This is a genomic window from Pseudomonas sp. JL27(2026), assembly GCF_056933555.1.
This window is the reverse complement of the sequence record NZ_CM167794.1, coordinates 3,268,103-3,290,277: the sequence shown is the minus strand read 5'-3', so window position 1 is coordinate 3,290,277 and position 22,175 is coordinate 3,268,103. Positions and strand designations below refer to the sequence as shown.

Below are 22,175 nucleotides of genomic sequence, written 5' to 3'. Positions count from 1 at the left end.
ACTCGTTAAGCTGCGCAACGGATGGACACCCGCAAAGACCGTGACGCTGCCCGTTTCACCCGTTGTCTTTGCGGATGTCCCCTCAAGGAAGGTGAATGTGACCTGAGTGTCTCGTCCAGCTTCACCACCTTGTCACCCTGTGTCGGCTACCGTAGACCAGCCAGGGATGACGGGTTGCCCCGCAAGGGGTTTTGCACGCGACGCTTCCATCAATAACAAGCCCAAGCGGAGTACCACAGATGGCGTTCTTCACCGCAGCCAGCAAAGCCGACTTCCAGCACCAACTGCAAGCGGCACTGGCGCAGCACATCAGTGAACAGGCACTGCCACAAGTGGCGCTGTTCGCTGAACAATTCTTCGGCATTATTTCCCTTGATGAACTGACCCAGCGCCGGTTGTCCGACCTTGCCGGCTGCACACTTTCTGCCTGGCGCCTGCTTGAGCGCTTTGACCATGCGCAACCGCAAGTGCGCGTGTACAACCCTGATTACGAACGCCACGGCTGGCAGTCGACGCACACCGCGATCGAAGTGCTGCACCACGATTTGCCGTTCCTGGTGGACTCGGTCCGTACCGAGCTGAACCGTCGCGGCTACAGCATCCACACCCTGCAAACCACTGTGCTGAGCGTGCGTCGCGGCAGCAAGGGCGAGCTGCTGGAAATCCTGCCAAAAGGCACCCAGGGCGAGGGCATTCAACAAGAATCGCTGATGTACCTGGAAATCGACCGTTGCGCCAACGCGGCCGAACTCAATGTCCTGAGCAAGGAGCTGGAACAGGTTCTCGGTGAAGTCCGCGTCGCGGTCGCCGATTTCGAACCGATGAAAGCCAAGGTCCAGGAAATCCTCGCTGGCCTGGACAACAGCAAGTTCGCCGTTGATGGCGATGAAAAAACCGAGATCAAGAGCTTCCTCGAGTGGCTCGTGGGCAACCACTTCACGTTCCTGGGCTACGAAGAGTTCGTGGTGCTCGATGAAGCCGACGGCGGCCACATCGAGTACGACCAGAAGTCGTTCCTGGGCCTGACCAAATTGCTGCGCGCCGGCCTTACCGCCGACGACCTGCGCATTGAAGACTACGCCGTGAACTACCTGCGCGAACCGACGCTGCTGTCGTTCGCCAAGGCTGCGCACCCAAGTCGCGTACACCGTCCGGCCTATCCGGACTACGTGTCGATCCGTGAAATCGACGCCAACGGCAAAGTTGTCAAAGAATGCCGTTTCATGGGCCTGTACACCTCTTCGGTGTATGGCGAGAGCGTGCGGGTCATTCCGTACATCCGCCGCAAGGTCGAGGAAATCGAACGCCGCTCCGGCTTCCAGGCCAAGGCTCACCTGGGCAAGGAACTGGCGCAGGTGGTTGAAGTGCTGCCGCGTGACGACCTGTTCCAGACCCCGGTCGACGAACTGTTCAGCACCGTGATGTCGATCGTGCAGATCCAGGAGCGCAACAAGATCCGCGTGTTCCTGCGCAAAGACCCGTACGGCCGTTTCTGCTACTGCCTGGCCTACGTGCCGCGTGACATCTACTCCACCGAAGTGCGCCAGAAGATCCAGCAAGTGCTGATGGATCGCCTGAAAGCCAGCGATTGCGAATTCTGGACGTTCTTCTCCGAGTCCGTGCTGGCCCGTGTGCAACTGATTCTGCGGGTTGACCCGAAGAACCGCCTGGACATCGACCCGCTGCTGCTGGAAAAAGAAGTGGTGCAAGCCTGCCGCAGCTGGCAGGACGACTACGCCAGCCTGGTGATCGAGAGCTTCGGCGAGGCCCACGGCACCAACGTGCTGGCTGACTTCCCGAAAGGCTTTCCGGCCGGTTACCGCGAGCGTTTCGCTGCGCATTCGGCCGTGGTCGACATGCAGCACCTGCTGAACCTTTCGGAAACCAATCCGCTGGTCATGAGTTTCTACCAGCCTTTGGCCCAGAGCACCGGTCAGCAACTGCTGCACTGCAAGCTCTATCACGCCGATACCCCGCTGGCGTTGTCCGACGTCCTGCCGATCCTGGAAAACCTCGGCCTGCGCGTGCTGGGTGAGTTCCCGTATCGCCTGCGCCACAGCAATGGTCGCGAATTCTGGATCCATGACTTTGCGTTCACCGCCGCTGAAGGCCTGAACCTGGACATCCAGCAACTCAACGACACCCTGCAGGACGCTTTCGTCCATATCGTTCGCGGCGATGCCGAAAACGATGCGTTCAACCGCCTGGTACTGACCGCCGGCCTGCCATGGCGCGACGTGGCGTTGCTGCGTGCGTACGCCCGTTACCTGAAGCAGATTCGCCTGGGCTTCGACCTGGGTTACATCGCCAGCACCCTGAACAACCACACCGACATCGCTCGCGAACTGACCCGGTTGTTCAAGACCCGCTTCTATCTGGCCCGCAAGCTGACCAGCGACGACCTGGACGACAAGCAGCAACGTCTGGAGCACGCGATCCTGAGCGCGCTGGACGATGTTCAGGTGCTCAACGAAGACCGGATCCTGCGTCGCTACCTGGACCTGATCAAGGCGACCCTGCGGACCAACTTCTATCAGACCGACGCCAACGGTCATAACAAGTCCTACTTCAGCTTCAAGTTCAACCCGCACGCGATTCCAGAGTTGCCCAAGCCTGTACCGAAGTTCGAAATCTTCGTTTACTCGCCACGCGTCGAAGGCGTGCACCTGCGTTTCGGCAACGTTGCGCGCGGCGGCCTGCGCTGGTCCGACCGTGAAGAAGACTTCCGTACCGAAGTCCTGGGCCTGGTAAAAGCCCAGCAAGTGAAGAACTCGGTCATCGTGCCGGTCGGCGCCAAGGGCGGCTTCCTGCCGCGTCGCCTGCCACTGGGTGGCAGCCGTGACGAGATCGCGGCCGAGGGCATCGCCTGCTACCGCATCTTCATTTCGGGCCTGTTGGACATCACCGACAACCTGAAAGACGGCGCACTGGTTCCGCCATTGAACGTGGTTCGCCACGACGATGACGACCCGTACCTGGTGGTTGCGGCCGACAAAGGCACCGCGACCTTCTCCGACATCGCCAACGGTATTGCGATCGACTACGGCTTCTGGCTCGGTGACGCCTTCGCGTCGGGCGGCTCGGCCGGTTACGACCACAAGAAAATGGGCATCACCGCCAAAGGCGCGTGGGTGGGCGTACAGCGTCACTTCCGCGAGCGCGGCATCAACGTCCAGGAAGACAGCATCACTGTCGTCGGCGTCGGTGACATGGCCGGTGACGTGTTCGGCAACGGCTTGCTGATGTCGAACAAACTGCAACTGGTTGCCGCGTTCAACCACCTGCACATTTTCATCGACCCGAACCCACAGCCTGCCAACAGCTTTGCTGAGCGTCAGCGTCTGTTCGACCTGCCGCGTTCGGCGTGGTCGGATTACGACACCAGCATCATGTCCGAAGGCGGCGGGATCTTCTCCCGCAGCGCGAAAAGCATCGCGATTTCCCCGCAGATGAAAGAACGCTTCGACATTCAGGCCGACAAGCTGACCCCGACCGAACTGCTGAACGCCTTGCTCAAGGCGCCTGTGGACCTGTTGTGGAACGGCGGTATCGGTACGTACGTCAAGGCCAGCAGCGAAAGCCACGCCGATGTCGGCGACAAGGCCAACGATGCACTGCGCGTGAACGGTAACGAACTGCGCTGCAAAGTCGTGGGCGAGGGCGGTAACCTCGGTATGACCCAACTGGGTCGTGTCGAATTCGGTCTCAATGGCGGCGGCTCCAACACTGACTTCATCGACAACGCCGGTGGTGTGGACTGCTCCGACCACGAAGTGAACATCAAGATCTTGCTGAACGAAGTCGTGCACGCTGGCGACATGACCGAGAAGCAACGTAACCAATTGCTCGGCAGCATGACCGATGAAGTCGGCGGCCTGGTGCTGGGCAACAACTACAAGCAGACTCAGGCCCTGTCCCTGGCGGCACGCCGTGCCTTCGTGCGGATTGCTGAATACAAGCGCCTGATGAACGACCTGGAAGGCCGCGGCAAGCTGGATCGCGCCATCGAGTTCCTGCCGGCTGAAGACGCCATCAACGAGCGCGTTGCGGCAGGCCATGGCCTGACCCGTGCCGAGCTGTCGGTGCTGATCTCCTACAGCAAGATCGACCTCAAGGAAGCACTGCTCAACTCGCAAGTGCCAGACGACGACTACCTGACCCGCGACATGGAAACCGCTTTCCCGCCGATGCTGGTGAGCAAGTTCTCCGAAGCCATGCGCCGTCATCGTCTGAAGCGCGAGATCGTCAGCACCCAGATCGCCAACGACCTGGTCAACCACATGGGCATCACCTTCGTTCAACGACTCAAAGAGTCGACCGGCATGAGCCCGGCGAATGTTGCGGGTGCCTATGTAATAGTTCGGGATATCTTCCACCTCCCGCACTGGTTCCGTCAGATTGAAGCCCTGGACTACCAGGTCTCCGCTGACGTTCAGCTGGAGCTGATGGATGAGCTGATGCGCCTGGGCCGCCGTGCCACTCGCTGGTTCCTGCGCAGCCGTCGTAACGAGCAGAACGCTGCCCGCGACGTCGCGCATTTCGGTCCACATCTGGCGGCGTTGGGCCTCAAGCTCGACGAACTGCTGGAAGGCCCGACCCGCGAAGGCTGGCAGACCCGCTATCAGGCTTACGTCGAGGCTGGCGTACCTGAATTGCTGGCGCGCATGGTTGCAGGCACCACTCACCTGTACACCCTGTTGCCGATCATCGAAGCGTCCGACGTTACCGGTCAGAACGCAGCGGACGTGGCCAAGGCGTACTTCGCCGTGGGCAGTGCGCTGGACCTGACCTGGTACCTGCAGCAGATCAGCGCCCTGCCAGTGGAAAACAACTGGCAAGCGCTGGCCCGTGAAGCGTTCCGTGATGACATCGACTGGCAGCAACGGGCGATCACCATCTCGGTCCTGCAAATGGGCGAGGGTGAGCAAGACGTAGAAGCCCGTCTGGCGCTGTGGATGGAGCAGAACCAGTCGATGGTCGAGCGCTGGCGCGCCATGCTGGTGGACATCCGTGCCGCCAGCGGCACCGACTACGCCATGTACGCGGTGGCCAACCGTGAACTGCTGGACCTGGCGTTGAGCGGTCAATCGATCGTCTGATTGACTGACTGATCGGCAAAAAACGAAGCCCCGTATCGAGAGATACGGGGCTTTTTTTGCATCTTGGCACTGACGAGTGGGCTGATCGGTGGTTGCTACTGGTTCAGCGGTGTCAGCACTTCATCCTTGTTATCCATCAGCATGAATACCAGCAACTTCGCCGGTCTGCTCTGGCTGGCGTTCTCTGATACCGGGTGTCGGGAACCTGCCGCCTCGTACCAGGATTCACCGGCCTTATAGGTGATGGCCTTTTCATCGTTGACCTGCGAGGTTATTTCGCCTTCCAGCACATAGGCCATGGCCGAACCCTCGTGCATGTGAGGGACGGTGGCCTGGCCGGGTGCGTAGTTGACGGTGAGCATCATGACTTTCTTGCCGGGTACGTTGCTCAGTTGATGTTCTTGCAGCACGTTGAGCTTTTCCTTGCCGTAGACCGGGCCGTGGGCAAAGGTGTTGAGTGACGCCAGTAATGCCAGACCTGTCAGGGTCGACGTGGCGAACGTGAGTGCATTCATGGGAGGGGCCTTGTGTGGACGGTTTATTCACCCTAAGCCCTGGTGTAAGGCGGACCAATAGCCAATCGGCCGGAAAACCGCCGAACCAATCAGGTGATCTGGGCGAGCACGTCGCGAACCTTGTCCAGCGCAGGGTCAATGTCCAGGGTTTCGATGGCGCCAAAACCGAAGTACAAACCGTTCTGCGTCGGCGTGTCGTGAAAGAACCCGTCCAGCGGATAGAGGCCGACGTCGACGTGCTTCGCCCGTTCGATCAGCAACGGGACATTGACCGGGACCTTGCACAGCGCGGCCATGTGGAAACCGGCGATGGTGGGCACCGCTTCGAGCCAGGGTGAAAGATCGCCGTGCAGACGTTTGAGAATCCGCTCGCGGCGCCCGGCGTATAGGGTGTGGCAGCGGCGAATGTGCTTGAGCAGATAACCTTCGCTGATGAACTTGGCCAGCGCCCATTGTGGCAGGGTCGAAGTGTGGCAATCGGTCAGTTGTTTGGCCTTGATCACGGCGTTGCGGATGGCCGGAGGCAATACGGCGTAACCCAGGCGCAGTTCCGGCAGCAGGGTTTTGGAGAAGGTGCCGACGTAGGCGACCAGACCCCGGGTGTCCATGCTTTGCAGTGAGTCGGTGGGCCGGCCTTCGTAGCGAAACTCGCTGTCATAGTCGTCCTCGATGACGATTGCGCCCAGGCTCAAGGCCCGCATCAGCAAGGCTTCGCGCCGCGCTGCACTCATCGGCATGCCGAGAGGAAACTGGTGCGACGGGGTGACATAAATCAGCCGCGTGCCTTCGGGAATCAGCTCCACCTGAAGGCCTTCGGCATCTACCGGGACGCCCACCACGTGCGCGCCCTGGGCGGCGAACAGCAAGCGTGCGGGGGTGTAGCCGGGGTCTTCCATGGCGACAATGCTGCCCGGTTCAATTACCACGCGGGCGATCAGGTCGAGCGCTTGTTGCGCACCGTTGCACACCACGATGTCATCGTCCTGGCAGACCACGCCACGGGAAAACGCCACGTGCCCGGCAATCGCCGCGCGCAGTGCTGGCAGGCCTTCGGGTTGGCTGTAGAACCCGCCCGTGAGGGCCATACGCCGCAAGGCGTCTTGAGTGCAGCGGCGCCATTGCTCATGGGGGAATGGGTTGCGCGTGGCGCCACCGATGAATTCATAGCGTTGCATGCTTTCCTGCGTCGGGTGGCGCAGGGGCGATGGCAGGGTTTGCCATTTTTCCAGGCTGGCGGCGCAGGCCAGGTCCGCCCCGGTCTGTTTGCGTTCAACCTTGGCCGAGCGCGCGTTGACGAACGTGCCACGACCAATCTTGCCGACCAGGAAGTTTTCATAGGTCAACAAGGTGTAGGTGTCGGACACCGTCTTGCGTGAAACCCCCAACTGTTCGGCCAACAGGCGGCTGGGGGGCAACTGGGTACCGACCGCCAGCCGTCCGGACTCGATGGCGCCGCGCAGCTGCTGATAGAGCTGCTCGGCCAGGTCCTTGCGGCCATTGATGACGACATGAAGTTCCATGCATGAATCCTGAAGGCAATGGTGTGTTGAAAGTCGTGCAAGAGTACTCGCCCTCGGGGTTTTCGTGGAGCGAGTCGATGAGTGCGTGGCGCCTTCAAGGGGTTGCACATTCCAATGACCACAGCGGTAAACGATTGAACTACGGCGCTGGCCGCTGGGGTTTGACCGAGGTGCCGAACGTGTTGCCCATACGAGTACTGGTGGCGGCCGGGGTGGCCAGGCCAATCTGATTTGGCGGCCGTTTGTTGATCGGCACGTGCATCGCCTCCTGATTCTTCTGGCTCGCCGCAGTGCCTTCGGCGTTGCCCATCTGCTGGCTCAGGCACTTGTAGTCGGGTGCCTTGTAGCCACCGACGCTGACCTCTACACAGCCCTCTTTCGCCTCTTCGGCGTGGGCCGGGGGCAGGGCGCTGATCAACAGCAGGTATGCGGCAAGCGCGCTGAAAGGTTTCATCCGTGACCTCCTGGCCGGCCCGCAGGGTTGGGGCCGCTGGTGCCTGAGTCTAGTGCATGGCGCTTTGATGGCGGGTGATGGTTTTTTTGCAGTGACTGTCATGTCAGGTTCATAAACAGCCCTCAGGATGACGGTTTTCAGGGAAACGTCAGCCGTGCAGCGAGGGCGAGTCGAGGGCGTTTTTGGACGGTTTCATCTGACCCGCCAGCGCGGTGCATGGGCGCTGATGCTCTGGTTGATGTGCTGGGCCGCGCTGCCCGCAAGGGCGGCGGCGATGTTGGAACTGGATATCCCGGCGCAGGCCTTGGGCCCGGCGCTTGAAGCCTTCAGCCGTTCGACCGCGATGGCGGTGTTAGTGGACCGCGAGTTGACCCGGGGCCGGCGCTCGGTGGCGATCAAGGGCCGTTTTGCCGCTACCGACGCCCTGAAAACCCTGCTCACCGGCAGCGGTTTGATGGCGCGCTACACCCGCGCCGATGCATTTACCTTGCAAATGGCCCAGGTTGAAGACCGGCCATTGCCCCGTGGATCGACCATCCGCAACAACGAATGGACGGACAGCAGTTACGCCGCCGCAATCCAGCAGACCATCGAACGCACGTTGTGTCGTTCGCCACTGACCCGCCCCGGCAGTTTCCGGGCCTTGGTGCAGTTGTGGATCGGCCGCGATGGCACGGTTCAGCACAGCCGGTTGATCAGTTCTACCGGCGATGTACAGCGCGATGGCGCGCTGGTGAAAAGTTTGCAGCACTTGAAGGTTCAACGCTCGGCGCCTAGTTCACTGCGTCAGCCGGTCACGTTGCTTCTGCTACCCGACTCATCAGGAAAACGCATGGAATGCACACAACAAGAGGGAACCTGGGGGGAATGAAAACCACTGGACAGAGCGCGATGGTCAGGCTGTTCCTGACGTCCTATGACGATTTCAAGGTGCGCCTGCGAAGACGCCTTGGCTCCGAGGACCTGGCCAATGATGTCCTGCATGAAACCTACCTGCGGGTCGACCGCATGGAGGAGCCGCTGAACCTCGCCCAACCCAATGCTTACCTCTATCGCATGGCCTTGAACATTGCGGCTGACCGACGCCAGTCTGATGCGCGACTGCTGACCGGCAGCGAAGTCGAGGAATTGTTGTACGTGGGCGATGACACGCTGGACCCGGCGCGGGTGGTCGGCGGCCAGAAGGACATTCAATCCTTGCTCAGTGCGCTGTATGAACTGCCGGCACGACGCCGCAAGATCTTCATCGCCGCACGCCTGGAGGAGGCACCGCACCTGGAAATCTCCCGGCGTTTCGGGATCTCGACACGGATGGTCGAAAAGGAACTCAAGGCCGCGCTTGGCCACTGCGCCACTCGCCTGGAAAGAAAAGTGATTCAGCGGTTCGGTCCCGGTGCGGGAAAACCGTCTTGTTAGCAGAGTCCAGACAAATCCGTGAGTACGTGCGCGCTTGAATATTTTTAGCATTTCCAACCCACGGGCAACGCGCCAGGCTCATTTGCAGGGCGAAGCCCGGGACTGGTTGATCCTCCTGACCTCGGGCCAGGCCACGGCGGCCGACGCACGGGCGTTGCACCAATGGTGCGAGCAAAGCCCGGAGCACGCCCAAGCGTTTGAAGACAGCAAGCGCTTGTGGCACCGCCTGAAACCGGCCGCCGAACAGCTTGAGCAGGCGGCTCGCCCCCGCCACTTCGGGCGGCGGGCGTTCTTGGGCGGGGCTATTGCAGCCTCGGCCGCATTCTTTGTGGTGCGCGCCACGGTGCCCGGCGGCTTTGCCGGGCTGGGGGCCGATTACCGCACTGAAGTCGGAGAACAACGCCGTGTCGATCTGGCCGATGGCGTAAGCCTGGAGCTCAACACCCAGACCCGCATCAGCCGCCGTGCGTTGGCCGGTGGCGGTGAAGGGCTGGAGCTGGTCAGTGGCGAGGTCGAGGTGCGGGCGCGCAGTCAAACGCCGCTCAGGGTTGAGGCTGCCGGGGGCTGGTTGAGCGCCGCACACGCGCGCTTCAACCTGCGCAATACCGACCAGAGTGTCTGCGTGACGTGCATCGAAGGTTCGCTGACGGTGGATGTGCAGGGGCGCAGTGTTGTTCTGGAAAGCGGCAAGCAGTTGACGTATGACGCCAATGGCATCGGTGCGCCGCAAGCGGTCGATACCTCAGCGGTGACGGCGTGGCGCCAACAGGTGTTGGTGTTCAACGACGCGACGCTGGCCACGGTGATCGAAGAGATCAATCGCTACCGGCCGGGGATGTTGTTGCTGCTCAACAAGGAGTTGGGCCAGCGCAAGGTTCAGGCGCGTTTTCGGCTTGATCAACTGGCAGGTGTGGCGCTGTTGATTCGTGACGCCTATGGCGTCAAATGCACCGAGTTGCCGGGCGGGGTGGTGGTGCTGAGTTAGGGCACCCCCTGGCCGGCTCACTCCAACGGTCCCAACACTTGTCGATAATGCTCGACACCTTGAGGTGTCTGGCGTGTCAGGCTGATTTCGATCCCTGGCGGGTTTTCCTTGCGATTGCCACTCAAGCGCCGCCAGCCTTTTTCGACATCCCATACTCGTAATTCAAGCGACGTCACCTGGCCCAGCACGGCGACTCCCTGGGCGGGTGCCGGCAGCGGGTAGTGGCTGCGGGCCTCGGCGGCGGCGCGGTACAGCGTGTCGCCCTTGAGCCACCAGCGCACGCGTTGCAAACCACCTTCCGGTTGCGCGGAGGTGCGGATCAGGTCCAGACGAAAGCCTTTGCCTTCGGTGCTGCGCACGGTCACGGCCGGTGGCGCCTCGGATGGCTCCTCTTCGGTGCCGGGGCGGCGTGGCTCGACCAGTTCGATACCGGCGCGCAACGCGACATCGCGCTCCAGCTGATTCAAGGTGCGCAGCAGTTCTTCGGTCTGCTCGCTGCTGGCCTGCAAATGAGTGTCGGCGCGGGTCACGCTGTCCAGGCCGCGCCAGGCGATCAGGCTGACAATTGCCATCAGCATGATCGCCACCATCACTTCGATCAGGGTGAAACCTGCTTGCCGGGCGTTCATTGGACACTCACCTGACCGGCCGCGCTGCGCTGGACGCTCAGGCGGTGCTGGCCGTCCGAGAGGCGAATCTCCAGGGGCGGGTTGATCCACTCCGCGTTCAGCACCAGCGGCTGTTTGGGGTCGATGTGCACCTCCATCGTCGGGCTCTGCCAGGCACGTGGCCGCAGTTGCGGGTCGTTCTTGAAGTGCTCGACGCCCTGACCGTCATCGTTCTGGCGGCTGAAGCGAAAGCCCTTGGCATCGGCCTTCCAGTTGATGGGCCGGCCGTCGGCTCGCGCTTCGGCCTGGGCTACTTGCAGCAATTGGGCGAGCCGGTCGGCGTCCTTGCGCAGCAGGTTCAGCGGGTCGGGTTTGATGCTCAGGCTGATCGCCGCACTGGCAATGCCGATGATCACCAGCACCACCATCAACTCGATCAGGGTGAAGCCGTGTTGCGTGTGGCTGTCCATGGTTGCGCGCTCCTTTGCGTCATTTTCAGCATGCACGGCGAAGATGATGGGTGTGTGAAATAAAAACGTGAGAATTGAAGAGTAGGGTGACGTGAAGTCGTGATCGTGCGGCCACCCCGGAAAAGGAGATCCAGCCCATGCAACTGCCCGAACACCTGTCTGCCCCGAAAATCGTCCAGGCGTTGGCGTTGCTGGCCACACTGGCCGGCGTGATGACCTGGTCGTCGTTGTTGTTGACGTCCGCCGAACCCGGCACGGCGGACGCAACGCCTGAAAGGGTCGCGGTGCGTTCGGAAAATCCGGCATTGCAATGGTTTTCCAACCGTCCGGCGCAGGTCGACATCAAGGTCAGTGGCGTGATGGCCGGCGCGCGCGGGGCGGTGGCGATCCTCAGCCTGAATGACGGCCCGCCGCGTAGCTTTCTGGTCGGTGAGGCGCTGAGCCAGGGTGTTCGACTGCTGGCGATCGAAGGCGATGCAGTGGTGATCGAACGCGGCAGCGAGAAGACCCGGCTGACGGTCAGCAAGCTGCCGGACTCGCCGTTTCTTCCCATGTTGACCCGCCCATAAAGCGGCTCATGGACTTTTCTTCGGGGCCGGGCGGCTGAGCAAGGTGTCCAGTTGCGCCAGTGGCGGGGCCTCGTGGCTGCGGTCGAGCACCCGGACATTGACCTTCAGCAGCGCGCCGTTTTCAGCCGGGCTGATGGTTTGCTCGCAGCGCAACAGCAAGCGGCCCTGATCGCACTCGAAGGCTTTCATGCCCAGGGCAAAGCGACCTTCCAGACGCAGCTCCGCCATACGGCTTTGAGCGGCCAGCAGCGCCAGCGACTTGTCCCGCAGCAGGCCGTTGCTCTGCGTCATCAAACCTGCCACGCGCACCGCGGCGGACATGGCCACGGCGATGATCGCCAGCGCCACCAGCACTTCGATCAGGGTGAAACCTGCTTCTCTTCGGGGGGCTGACATCAGGTGCTCGGGACTGTAATAGAGCGCTTGAGACTACCTGCCCTGCTTGACCGAATGGCGACCAATCCTCCCGAGGATTTTCAATACCACTGACATATCTTCTTGCAACACTGCGCGTCGATTCAATCAAGCCAAGGAATGTCGAGATGGATATCGCGCGCAACAGAACCCCACGCCGTGGGCCTCGTGGACAACAAGGTTTCACCCTGATCGAGATCATGGTGGTGGTGGTCATCCTCGGGATTCTGGCGGCGATGGTGGTGCCCAAAGTACTCGACCGGCCTGATCAGGCGCGGGCCACAGCGGCGAAACAGGACATCGGCGGCCTGATGCAGGCGTTGAAGCTTTACCGTCTGGACCACGGCACTTACCCGAACATGACCCAGGGTTTGAAAGTGCTGGTGGAGCGCCCGGCAGACGCCAAGAACAGCAACTGGCGTTCGTACCTCGACCGCTTGCCCAATGACCCTTGGGGCCGTCCTTACAACTACCTCAACCCCGGTGCCAATGGCGAAGTCGACGTATTTTCCCTGGGCGCCGACGGTAAACCCGACGGCGACGGCGTGAGTGCCGACATCGGCTCCTGGCAGCTCTGAGGGTGGCCATACACGGCGATGCGCCGGGTTCGACGCAACAACGGGGCATGGCAATCATCAGCGCACTGTTGATCGCGGCGGTGGTCGCGGTGATTGCTGGCGGCATGCTCACGCGCCAGACCGTGTTCACCCGCAGCCTTGAAGCCGAACAGTTGCGGGTGCAGGGCGCCTGGCTGTTGCAGGGTGGGGTCGAGATCAGCCGACAGTTGCTGTGGGACGCTCGCCAGCGAGACCCCTTGACGCGGCTCGACCAGCCGTGGGCGCAACCGATCGTGGCGCAGCGCCTGAATCAGCGCGGGGGAGCTTTTGAAGGACGGCTGATGGATGAACAGGGCAAATTCAACCTGCGTAACCTGGTGGCCAACGAGCGCGTCGATCATGAACAGCAGCGTATTTTTGAACGCCTGTGTGAACTGATCGGCGTCAGCCACAGCCTGGGCCAACGCATCAGCCAGCGGGTCATCAGCGCCTACCCACGGTTATTGAACCCGGAACTGGCGGACCGGACACCGCTCAAGGTCGGTTTCGACAGTGGTCGCAGCACCTCGCCCTCGGCCGCGCGTAAACCCCTGCCGCCCACACAGCCGATGTTGCGCAGCCTGGACGACTTGCGCAGCGTCGAGGGCATGAGTGACGAACTGCTGGCGAAAATGGCGCCCTACGTGACCATTCTTCCGGCCAACACCTGGCTCAACGGCAACACGGCCAGCGCGCTGGTGCTGGCGGCGTATGTGCCCGGTCTTTCGATGCAACGGGCTCAGGCGCTGGCGAGCGAACGTGATGGCGGGCAGTGGTTTATCAATCGTGGTGATTTCGTCAACCGCCTGCGCCTGCCGGAATTGAACCTGGACAGCATCAAGGTGGGCATCACAAGCGACTGGTTTCATTTGAGCGGTCTGTCGCGCAGCGATCAACGCCGGGTCAGCCTCAGCGCCCTGTTGCACCGCAGCCAGGACCGGTTGCCCGAGGTGATCTGGGCGCGGGTGGGCGTATGACTCGCTTGCGCGTGGCGTTACCGGCACTTGGCGAGCTGACTCCCGACAGCCGGGTGGACTATGCCTGGTTGGATCGTCAGGGCCAGGTCAGTCGAGAAGGTCAAAGCACCCTGGCGCAACTCGGCAAGACCGCCAAACCGGTCGCCGTCGAGTGTTACTTGCACCCACGGGACAGCCTGTTGGCGAGTATCGAATTGCCGCCGTTGCCGCCGGCGAAAATCAGCGCGGCGGTGCAGTGCGCGGCCGAGGCGCTGATCCTGGGGGCTAGCGGGCGGATGTTTGTCACCCATGGCCCGCGCGATGAGGACGGCAAGGTACAAATCGGCTGGTTGCCCCGTGAGTCCTTGCTGAGCCTGGGGCAACACCTGCGGGCGGCCGGGTTGAAGCTGCGCGGCTTATACCCCGCGGTGTATGCCTTACCGGTACACGCCATGCCGGTGGCGTGTGTGCAGGCTGAACATTTGCTTGTGCGATACGGCATGCAGCACGCGGCGGTGCACCCGATTGTCGATCAGGCGCGCGATGACTTGCTGTTGATGAGCGGCTCGGCGGTGCAGTGGATCGGTGACGGTGCGCCGCACACATTGCACGCCGCACTGCCGGGCAGCCAGCGCTGGACAGGGCCGCCCCCCGGCTGGGGCTTGCATACCGGGGTACAGAACCGCACGGGCGCCCAACCCGGCTGGCGGCGGGCGGCTGCCTTGTGCGCTGTGGCGCTGGCCGTGTGGACGCTGGGCCTGAACCTCTACGCCGCCCGCGCCGCCCATGAGGGGCAGCAACTCAAAACACAGATGAGCCAGCGAGTGAAGCAAGCGTTTCCGGAACTGCCGGTCATTCTCAATCCCTTGCAGCAGGCTCGCCAACAACTGACGGCCCGCCAGGCGGGCGGCACCGCTGACCCGTCGCAACGTTTCAGCAACCTGATGCAACAGGCAGGCATCGCCATGCCGTTCATGGTCGCGAGTGTGCAGCGGCTGGTGTTCGAAAATGCTGAACTGCAACTGAGCCTGTTGCCCGACAGCCGCAAAGTGGCAGCGGACAACGGTTGGCAGGCGAACCTGGCCCAGGCCGGTTTTGAAGCCACGGCCAACGCCGATGGCTGGACCCTGCGTGTGCCGTCCGGCAGCACGGCGACCGACACCGGAAATGACAATGGAGCGGACGATGAATAAGCCGTCATGGGCGGTTTACCGCACACGAGGTCAGCAGTTGTGGCGTCAGGGCCAACAGCTCTGGAAAAGCCAGACCCCGCGTGACCAGCGCCTGCTGCTTGGGTGCGCAACGTTGCTGGGCGGGCTTCTGGTCTGGTTGCTGTTGATTCAGCCGCCGCTCAAGACCCTCGATTATTGGCAGGCCGAAACGCCCAGGCTGCGTTCCCAGGCCCAGGCGCTGGATGTGCTGCTGCGCGATGTCGCGTCGCCGGTAACCGGTCAAAGCCTTGAGCAGAGCCTGCGCCAGAGCCTGCACGTCAGTGGTCTGGATGGGCATTACCAATTGCAACCGCCTGACGCGTCACAGCCCAACGTCTGGCGCCTCAGTTTCGAGGCTGCCCCGGCCGATGCGGTGGTGGGTTGGCTGTTGGGCAACCCCCGGCAATTTTCGCTGGAAGTGGTCGAGGCCCGTTTGCAACGCACGGGCGCGGCCGAACTCGATGACACGGCAGGCTCTCTGTCGGGAACCGTTCGCATGGATCAGGCGCCTGGCGCTAAGGAAGCTTCATGAAGGAGTCCGTTTCCAAACACCCGCGCTGGTGCCGCAAGGCCGCACCGTTATTGCTGCTGGCGCTGGGAGCGTGCAGCAATGGCCCGGCGTCGAACCCGCCGCCGTTGCTGGTGGACAGCGAGCTGGGCGTGCCGTTGGCCAACACCCAACGCAGCAGCGAGTCGGCGGCGGATCGGCAACGCACCCAGGCTCAGCTCGAACACAAGCCCCGTGTGCAACACCCGATCACCACGCCCGGACGCAACGCAGTTGCGTCACGCAACAGCACACCGGCCCGTAATCCGTTGGGTGATCAACCGGTGCAACTGAATTTTGTCGACGCCGACATTCAAGCCGTGGTGCGCGCTTTGTCCCGTTCCACCGGCCAGCAGTTTCTGGTCGACCCACGGGTCAAAGGCAACCTGACCCTGGTGTCCGAAGGTCAGGTGCCGGCCCATCAGGCCTACGACATGCTGCTGGCGGCGCTGCGTATGCAGGGTTTCAGCGTGGTGGACGTGGGCGGGGTGGCGCAGGTTGTGCCGGAGGCAGACGCCAAGTTGCTGGGTGGGCCGATCTACAGCGCCGACAAACCGGCCGGCAACGGCATGCTCACCCGCACGTTCCGCCTGCAATATGAAAACGCCGTGAACCTGATTCCGGTGCTGCGCCCCATCGTTTCACCGAACAACCCGATCAACGCCTATCCGGGCAACAACACCATTGTCGTCACCGATTACGCGGAAAACCTGCAACGGGTGGCGCAGATCATCGACGGCATCGACACCCCGAGCGCCATTGATACCGATGTGGTGGCGGTGCAAAACGGGATTGCCGTGGACATTGCCGGGATGGTTGCCGAGTTGCTGGAAAACCAGGGCACCGACCAGACCCAGAAAATCAGTGTGGTGGGCGATCCGCGTTCCAACTCGATCATCATTCGCGCCGGCAGCCCGGAGCGCACGGAGTTGGCACGCAACCTGATCTACAAACTCGACAACGCCCAGAACAACCCGAGCAACCTGCACGTGGTGTACCTGCGTAACGCCCAGGCCGGCAAGCTCGCGCAGTCGCTGCGCGGCTTGCTCACGGGGGAAAGCGACAGCGGCACCAGCGACGGTGCGCGGGCAATGTTGAGTGGCATGAGCACCAGCAGTCAGAGCGGCCAAGGGTCGAGTCAGTCGGGCAGTACCAACACCACGAGCAGCAGTAACAGCACGGGCAGCAGCGGTTATGGTCAGGGCGCGGGTTCGTCCGCTGGCCAATCCGGTGGCGGTCAGCAGAATGATCAGAACGTCGCGTTCAGTGCAGGCGGGGTAACGATTCAGGCCGACGCCACCACCAACACCTTGCTGATTTCCGCGCCAGACCCGCTGTACCGCAACCTGCGCGAAGTGATCGACATGCTCGACCAGCGCCGCGCCCAAGTGGTGATCGAAAGCCTGATCGTTGAAGTCGGCGAAGACGATGCCAGCGAATTCGGCGTGCAGTGGCAGACCGGTAACCTGGGAGGCAACGGCGTGATCGGCGGGGCGAACCTTGGCGGCACGGGCATCAGACCGGGTGGCAAGACCAGCATCGACGTATTGCCTGGCGGCCTGAGCCTGGGGCTGGTCAATGGCACCGTGGACATTCCCGGTATCGGCAAAGTGCTGGACCTCAAAGTGCTGGCCCATGCCTTGAAGAGCAAGGGCGGCACCAACGTGCTGTCGACGCCGAACCTGCTGACCCTGGACAACGAAGCCGCGAGCATCTTCGTCGGCCAGACCATTCCGTTTGTCACCGGCAGCTATGTGACCGGGGGCGGCGGCAACAGCAACAACCCGTTCCAGACGGTCCAGCGTGAAGAGGTAGGGTTGAAACTCAATGTGCGGCCGCAGATTTCCGAGGGCGGTACGGTCAAGCTCGACATCTATCAGGAAGTCAGCAGCGTCGATGGCCGCGCCTCGTTGACGGGCGGCACAGTCACCAACAAGCGCGCGATCGACACCAGCATCCTGCTCGACGACGGGCAGATCATGGTGCTCGGCGGCCTGCTGCAAGACGGTTACAACCAGAGCAACGAGGCGGTGCCGTGGCTGTCGACCATTCCGGGCATCGGCGCGCTGTTTCGCAACGAGAAACGCTCGATCACCAAAACCAACCTGATGGTGTTTCTGCGCCCGTACATCATCCGCGACAGCGCGGCGGGGCGTAGCGTGACCCTGAACCGCTACGATTTCATGCGCCGTGCCCAGGGCGGCCTGCAACCGGAACGCAGTTGGGCAATGCCGGACATGCAGGCGCCGCAACTGCCGGCCGCGAACAAAGGCGTGCCAGGGGCGATGCCAGTGTCGAATCAGCAGCCGCGGGCAACGATTCGGGCGGTCCCGGTCCCGGCCGGTCCGGGGCCTCAGCTATGAGTCCGCAGATGATGGGGCTTTCGGCATGAGTGCCTTGCCTTACGCCTGGGCCAAGGCACAACGGATCGTCCTGCGTCAGGGGGAAGAGGGCGCAGTGCTGAGTATTTGCCCTTCGACACCAGGCTGGTCGATCAGTGAAGTGCGCCGTCAGTTTGGCCCGGCGCGGTTGGAACAGGTACGCGAAGAAGAACTCGACGGGTTGCTCAACAGCGCCTACGCCGACACTGGCAGCGCGGCGGCGGTGGTCGGCGCGGCGGAAAGCGAGGTCGACCTTGATCGACTGATGCAGGACATCCCGGAAATCACCGACCTGCTGGACACCCAGGACGGCGCGCCGGTGATCCGCATGATCAACGCCTTGCTGACCCAGGCAGCGCGGGACGAGGCCAGCGACATTCATATCGAACCCTATGAAAGCCATTCGGTGGTGCGCTACCGCGTCGACGGCACCCTGCGGGACGTGGTGTCGCCGCGCAAGGCATTGCACGCGGCACTCGTGTCGCGGATCAAGATCATGGCCCAACTCGACATTGCTGAAAAACGCCTGCCCCAGGACGGCCGCATTGCCCTGCGCGTGGCGGGGCGGCCCATCGACATTCGGGTGTCGACGGTGCCCACCGGCCACGGCGAACGCGTGGTGATGCGCTTGCTCGACAAACAGGCCGGGCGCTTGCAACTGGAAACCTTGGGGATGGAGCCGCAGGTGCTGGCCAAACTCGATACCTTGATCCGTCAGCCCCACGGCATTGTGTTGGTCACCGGCCCCACGGGCAGCGGCAAAACCACCAGCCTCTACGCGGCGCTGGCACGGCTGGACGCCAGCACCAGCAACATCCTTACCGTTGAAGACCCGGTGGAATACGATTTGCCGGGGATCAGCCAGATTCAGGTCAACGCCAAGATCGACATGACCTTCGCCCTGGCGCTGCGGGCGATTCTGCGGCAGGACCCGGACATCATCATGATCGGTGAGATCCGTGACCTGGAAACCGCACAAATCGCCGTGCAAGCCTCGCTCACCGGGCATCTGGTACTGGCGACCCTGCACACCAACGATGCGGTGTCGGCGGTCAACCGCTTGATCGACATGGGCGTCGAGCCATTTTTGCTCGCCTCCTCAATGCTCGGCGTGCTGGCGCAGCGGCTGGTGCGGCGGCTCTGTGCACAGTGCAAGCAACCGGACCCCGCGGCCCCCGGAACCTGGCGGCCGGTCGGGTGTGCGGCTTGCAATCACACCGGCTACAGCGGCCGTACCGGCATTCACGAGCTGTTTTGTATCGATGACGACATTCGCACCTTGATTCATGAAGGTGCGGGTGAGCAGGCATTGCGGGCTGCGGCACGTGAAGCAGGAATGTTGAGCATGCGCGAAGACGGCGAACGCTGGGTGCGCAGCGGCACCACCGCCCCTGAAGAAATTCTGCGTGTGACACGGGACGCCTGATGAATCGCTATCGCTACGAAGCCGCCGACGCCCTCGGCAAGATCGAATCCGGGCACCTGGAAGCCGACAGCCAGCGTGCCGCGTTTGGCATGCTGCGCAGTCGCGGTCTGACGGCGTTGCTGGTGCAACTGGAAAGCAATGTATCGTCCGGCAACGGCTCCGGGCTGTTCAGTCCGAAACTCTCCGACAACGACCTGGCCTGGGCGACCCGGCAACTGGCGAGCCTGCTGGGTGCTAGCCTGCCGCTGGAAGCGGCGCTCAGCGCCACGGTGGAACAGGCCGAGCGCAAGCACATCGCCCAGACCCTCAGCGCCGTTCGCGCCGATGTGCGTGGTGGCATGCGCCTGGCCGAAGCGCTGGCGGCGCGGCCCAGGGACTTTCCGGAAATCTACCGGGCGTTGATTGCCGCAGGGGAGGAGTCGGGCGACCTGGCTCAGGTCATGGAGCGCCTGGCCGATTACATCGAGGAACGCAACAACCTGCGGGGCAAGATCCTCACCGCGTTCATTTATCCGGGCGTGGTGGGGTTGGTGTCGATTGCCATCGTGATCTTTCTGCTCAGTTACGTGGTGCCTCAAGTGGTCAGCGCGTTTTCCCAGGCGCGCCAGGACCTGCCGGGGCTGACCCTGGCCATGCTCAACGCCAGCGATTTCATTCGGACCTGGGGCGGGTTGTGTTTTGCGGTTATGGCCGGCGGTTTCTGGGGCTGGCGCCTGTATTTGCGCAACCCGCTGGCGCGGCTCAACTGGCACAGCCGGATTTTGCGCCTGCCGCTGATCGGGCGTTTTGTGCTGGGCCTCAACACGGCGCGTTTCGCCTCGACCCTGGCGATTCTCGGTGGCGCCGGGGTGCCGTTGTTGCGGGCACTGGAAGCCGCGCGGCAAACCCTGTCCAACGACCGGCTGAGCCTGAGTGTCAACGACGCCACAGCGCGGGTTCGCGAAGGGGTCAACCTGGCGGCGGCGCTGCGGGTGGAGAAGGTCTTTCCACCGGTGTTGATCCACCTGATCGCCAGTGGCGAGAAAACCGGCTGCCTGCCGCCGATGCTCGAGCGCGCCGCGCAAACCTTGTCCCGTGACATCGAGCGCCGGGCCATGGGCATGACGGCACTGCTTGAACCGTTGATGATCGTGGTCATGGGCGCGGTGGTGTTGGTGATTGTAATGGCCGTGCTGCTGCCGATCATCGAGATCAATCAACTGGTGCAATAAAAGCCGCCCGACCCGGCTCCAGGGGTTAAGGGGTGATCACTCTCCTGCCGAATCTTTTTTTTGATCTGAACATCACCCGAGTCCAAACCTCGCCATCCTCGGGTTCGTCGTTCTGTCATGTGTCGCCGCGCATCAACGACTCGTCGGGCGCTCCAGCCCGCTCAGGAAGCCCGCACCGAAAACCCCACGCCAAATGTTTCTCTCAAGCGCCTCGAACACCCGAGATTCACCCCCCGAAATCAGCCTTCGGCTCCCGAGGTTTTTTCCTTTATCTGTCACCGGAAACTGCGAACTTCTACCCCATGGCCTCACCCAACAACCCGTCTGGATCAAGGCGATGGATCGAGCGCCATGGCGTCACGCACGAGTATTGAACCCAACGTACGAACACGACGAAAGGAGCTTCTTCATGTTTAAGCGCACTATGATCGCAGCCTCGTTGGCTGTTGCCGCACTGGCCTCTGCCCAATCCATGGCTGCTGTTGTGGGTGGCGGTGCAACGCTGCCGGAAAAACTCTACAACGGTGCATCGCCACTGCCACGTCTGCTGCCGACTGACTTCAGCTACACCGGCGTAGGCAGCGGCGGCGGCAAGACCGCTTTCCTGACCAACGCAGCGGCTTCGATCAACCAGCCTGTCGGCACCCCAGTGGATTTCGCCGGTAGCGACTCGGTACTCAGCGCAACCGAACTGGCTAACTACAACATCGCCAACGCGGCCACCTTCGGCAAGTTGATCCAGATCCCGGCGGTCGGTACGTCGGTCACCATTCCGTACAAAAAATCCGGCGTCACCAACCTGCAACTGAGCGGTGCGCAACTGTGCGACATCTTCTCCGGCACCGTGACCACCTGGGGCCCGATTCTGGGCACTACCGACACCACGCCGATCAAAGTCATCTACCGTTCCGGCAGCAGCGGCACCACCGAGCTGTTCTCGCGCTTCCTCAATGACTCTTGCTCCACCAAGTTCGGTGTCAGCAGCACGTTCACAACCGCCAACATCGGTGCCGAGCCTGCCAACTGGCAAGCCGTGGCCGGCAGCGGCGACGTGGTCAATCCTCTTAACCTCACCGACGGTGCCATCGGTTATGTCAGCCCTGACTACATTCCTGCACCGATCAGCAATACCTCGGTTGCTCGCGTGAGCAAGTTGGCTGTCGCGGCCGGTGCCGCTCCGTTGCCAACCCTGGCCAACACCACCGCCGCACTCGGTAGTGCCACCGTGCCGGCTGCCGCTGATCGCGCCAACCCGCTCAAGTGGGTGCCGACTTTCGGCAGCGCCGCGAACGACACCGCTGTACCGGTCGGTGCCAACCAGTACCCGATCGTGGGTTACACCAACTTCCTGGTCGGCCAGTGCTACACCACCGCGGCTGATGCCACGGCGGTTCGCAACTTCCTGACCAGCCTGTACACCGGCACCAAGGACTCGACCGTGAAAGCGCACGCCTTCTCGGTACTGCCAGGCACCGCAGCTGTGCCAACCGGCCTGGCGGGTGAAATCAAGAAAGTCTTCCTGGACAACGCCTACGGCGACGGCCTGGACATTGCCAACCTCAGCGTTTGCAACGGTAAAGGTCGTCCATAAGGCAAGTGTTTGAAGCCACAGGATGTGGCGCAGTGACACCTACACCGGTAGCGGCCAGTACGGCGCTATCGGTGTTTTCGGTTGTGCGCGAACACCCCGCATGCCGCCGTTTTCAATCCGGCATTCGGCCAGATGAACTTTGTATGACAACAGTTCGGTCCCGAGCGCTTTCAACTGCCTATCACGTATCAGCAGCGTCCACCTGA

At 62.3% G+C, this 22,175-nt stretch carries 19 protein-coding genes; 13 read left to right on the top strand and 6 right to left on the bottom strand.

Features of this window, described 5'->3' with window-relative positions; translation table 11 throughout:
• Positions 1–239 precede the first annotated feature (239 nt).
• A complete protein-coding gene (locus tag AC1Z1G_RS14910; protein WP_483620842.1) occupies positions 240–5,099 on the top strand; it encodes an NAD-glutamate dehydrogenase in 4,860 nt (1,619 codons plus the stop codon).
• 95 nt (positions 5,100–5,194) lie between these two features.
• Here the strand turns inward: AC1Z1G_RS14910 and AC1Z1G_RS14905 are convergent, their stop codons facing one another.
• The 3 genes from AC1Z1G_RS14905 to AC1Z1G_RS14895 form a co-directional block, all read right to left on the bottom strand.
• Entirely contained in the window at positions 5,195–5,614 is a 420-nt protein-coding gene (locus tag AC1Z1G_RS14905) for a cupin domain-containing protein (protein WP_483620841.1), read from the bottom strand.
• 89 nt (positions 5,615–5,703) lie between these two features.
• Positions 5,704–7,134, bottom strand: a complete 1,431-nt coding sequence (gene pdxR / locus AC1Z1G_RS14900; RefSeq protein ID WP_483620840.1) for a MocR-like pyridoxine biosynthesis transcription factor PdxR — start codon at positions 7,132–7,134, stop codon at positions 5,704–5,706.
• 139 nt (positions 7,135–7,273) lie between these two features.
• Positions 7,274–7,588, bottom strand: coding sequence for a hypothetical protein (locus tag AC1Z1G_RS14895; RefSeq protein WP_483620839.1), 315 nt, complete (start codon positions 7,586–7,588; stop codon positions 7,274–7,276).
• 226 nt (positions 7,589–7,814) lie between these two features.
• Here AC1Z1G_RS14895 and AC1Z1G_RS14890 point away from each other — a divergent pair, with 226 nt between their 5' ends.
• From AC1Z1G_RS14890 to AC1Z1G_RS14880, 3 genes are read left to right on the top strand one after another with little or no spacing between them, the layout of a single operon-like run.
• Positions 7,815–8,459 (top strand): STN domain-containing protein, encoded by a 645-nt coding sequence (locus AC1Z1G_RS14890; protein WP_483627861.1) that lies wholly within the window; start codon positions 7,815–7,817, stop codon positions 8,457–8,459.
• Positions 8,456–9,004 (top strand): RNA polymerase sigma factor, encoded by a 549-nt coding sequence (locus AC1Z1G_RS14885; protein ID WP_483620838.1) that lies wholly within the window; start codon positions 8,456–8,458, stop codon positions 9,002–9,004. The genes AC1Z1G_RS14890 and AC1Z1G_RS14885 overlap by 4 nt, the downstream gene beginning before the upstream one ends.
• Positions 9,005–9,038: 34 nt before the next feature.
• Positions 9,039–9,989, top strand: a complete 951-nt coding sequence (locus tag AC1Z1G_RS14880; protein ID WP_483620837.1) for a FecR family protein — start codon at positions 9,039–9,041, stop codon at positions 9,987–9,989.
• Between the two features lie 17 nt (positions 9,990–10,006).
• Here AC1Z1G_RS14880 and AC1Z1G_RS14875 read toward each other — a convergent pair whose 3' ends face one another.
• Entirely contained in the window at positions 10,007–10,618 is a 612-nt protein-coding gene (locus AC1Z1G_RS14875; protein ID WP_483620836.1) for a PulJ/GspJ family protein, read from the bottom strand.
• Complete coding sequence (gene gspH / locus AC1Z1G_RS14870; protein WP_483620835.1) at positions 10,615–11,067, bottom strand: type II secretion system minor pseudopilin GspH; 453 nt, start codon at positions 11,065–11,067, stop codon at positions 10,615–10,617. The genes AC1Z1G_RS14875 and gspH overlap by 4 nt, the downstream gene beginning before the upstream one ends.
• A gap of 137 nt (positions 11,068–11,204) precedes the next feature.
• On the opposite strand from gspH, the gene AC1Z1G_RS14865 reads away from it, so the two are divergent.
• On the top strand, positions 11,205–11,636 hold the full coding sequence (locus AC1Z1G_RS14865) for a type II secretion system protein N (RefSeq protein WP_483620834.1): 432 nt from the start codon (positions 11,205–11,207) through the stop codon (positions 11,634–11,636).
• A 6-nt stretch (positions 11,637–11,642) separates the two neighbouring features.
• Here the strand turns inward: AC1Z1G_RS14865 and gspI are convergent, their stop codons facing one another.
• Entirely contained in the window at positions 11,643–12,032 is a 390-nt protein-coding gene (gspI, locus tag AC1Z1G_RS14860) for a type II secretion system minor pseudopilin GspI (protein WP_483620833.1), read from the bottom strand.
• 146 nt (positions 12,033–12,178) lie between these two features.
• Here gspI and gspG point away from each other — a divergent pair, with 146 nt between their 5' ends.
• The 8 genes from gspG to AC1Z1G_RS14820 all read left to right on the top strand — a co-directional run bounded on the left by gspG (position 12,179) and on the right by AC1Z1G_RS14820 (position 21,969).
• Positions 12,179–12,628 carry a type II secretion system major pseudopilin GspG gene (gspG, locus tag AC1Z1G_RS14855; protein ID WP_483620832.1) on the top strand — a complete coding sequence of 150 codons (450 nt, stop codon included), beginning with the start codon at positions 12,179–12,181 and terminating at the stop codon, positions 12,626–12,628.
• Between the two features lie 47 nt (positions 12,629–12,675).
• Positions 12,676–13,623, top strand: a complete 948-nt coding sequence (gene gspK, locus AC1Z1G_RS14850; RefSeq protein WP_483620831.1) for a type II secretion system minor pseudopilin GspK — start codon at positions 12,676–12,678, stop codon at positions 13,621–13,623.
• Positions 13,620–14,795: a type II secretion system protein GspL gene (gene gspL, locus AC1Z1G_RS14845; RefSeq protein ID WP_483620830.1), complete on the top strand. Its 1,176-nt coding sequence runs from the start codon at positions 13,620–13,622 to the stop codon at positions 14,793–14,795. The genes gspK and gspL overlap by 4 nt, the downstream gene beginning before the upstream one ends.
• The gene (gene gspM / locus AC1Z1G_RS14840) at positions 14,788–15,345 is read left to right on the top strand and encodes a type II secretion system protein GspM (RefSeq protein WP_483620829.1); all 558 of its coding nucleotides are present in this window, start codon (positions 14,788–14,790) and stop codon (positions 15,343–15,345) included. Before gspL ends, gspM begins: the two co-directional genes overlap by 8 nt.
• Positions 15,342–17,723: a type II secretion system secretin GspD gene (gspD, locus tag AC1Z1G_RS14835; RefSeq protein WP_483620828.1), complete on the top strand. Its 2,382-nt coding sequence runs from the start codon at positions 15,342–15,344 to the stop codon at positions 17,721–17,723. Before gspM ends, gspD begins: the two co-directional genes overlap by 4 nt.
• Positions 17,724–17,748: 25 nt before the next feature.
• Entirely contained in the window at positions 17,749–19,167 is a 1,419-nt protein-coding gene (gene gspE / locus AC1Z1G_RS14830; RefSeq protein ID WP_483620827.1) for a type II secretion system ATPase GspE, read from the top strand.
• Positions 19,167–20,378 (top strand): type II secretion system inner membrane protein GspF, encoded by a 1,212-nt coding sequence (gspF, locus tag AC1Z1G_RS14825; RefSeq protein ID WP_483620826.1) that lies wholly within the window; start codon positions 19,167–19,169, stop codon positions 20,376–20,378. Before gspE ends, gspF begins: the two co-directional genes overlap by 1 nt.
• A gap of 409 nt (positions 20,379–20,787) precedes the next feature.
• A complete protein-coding gene (locus tag AC1Z1G_RS14820; RefSeq protein WP_483620825.1) occupies positions 20,788–21,969 on the top strand; it encodes a substrate-binding domain-containing protein in 1,182 nt (393 codons plus the stop codon).
• Positions 21,970–22,175: the final 206 nt, after the last annotated feature.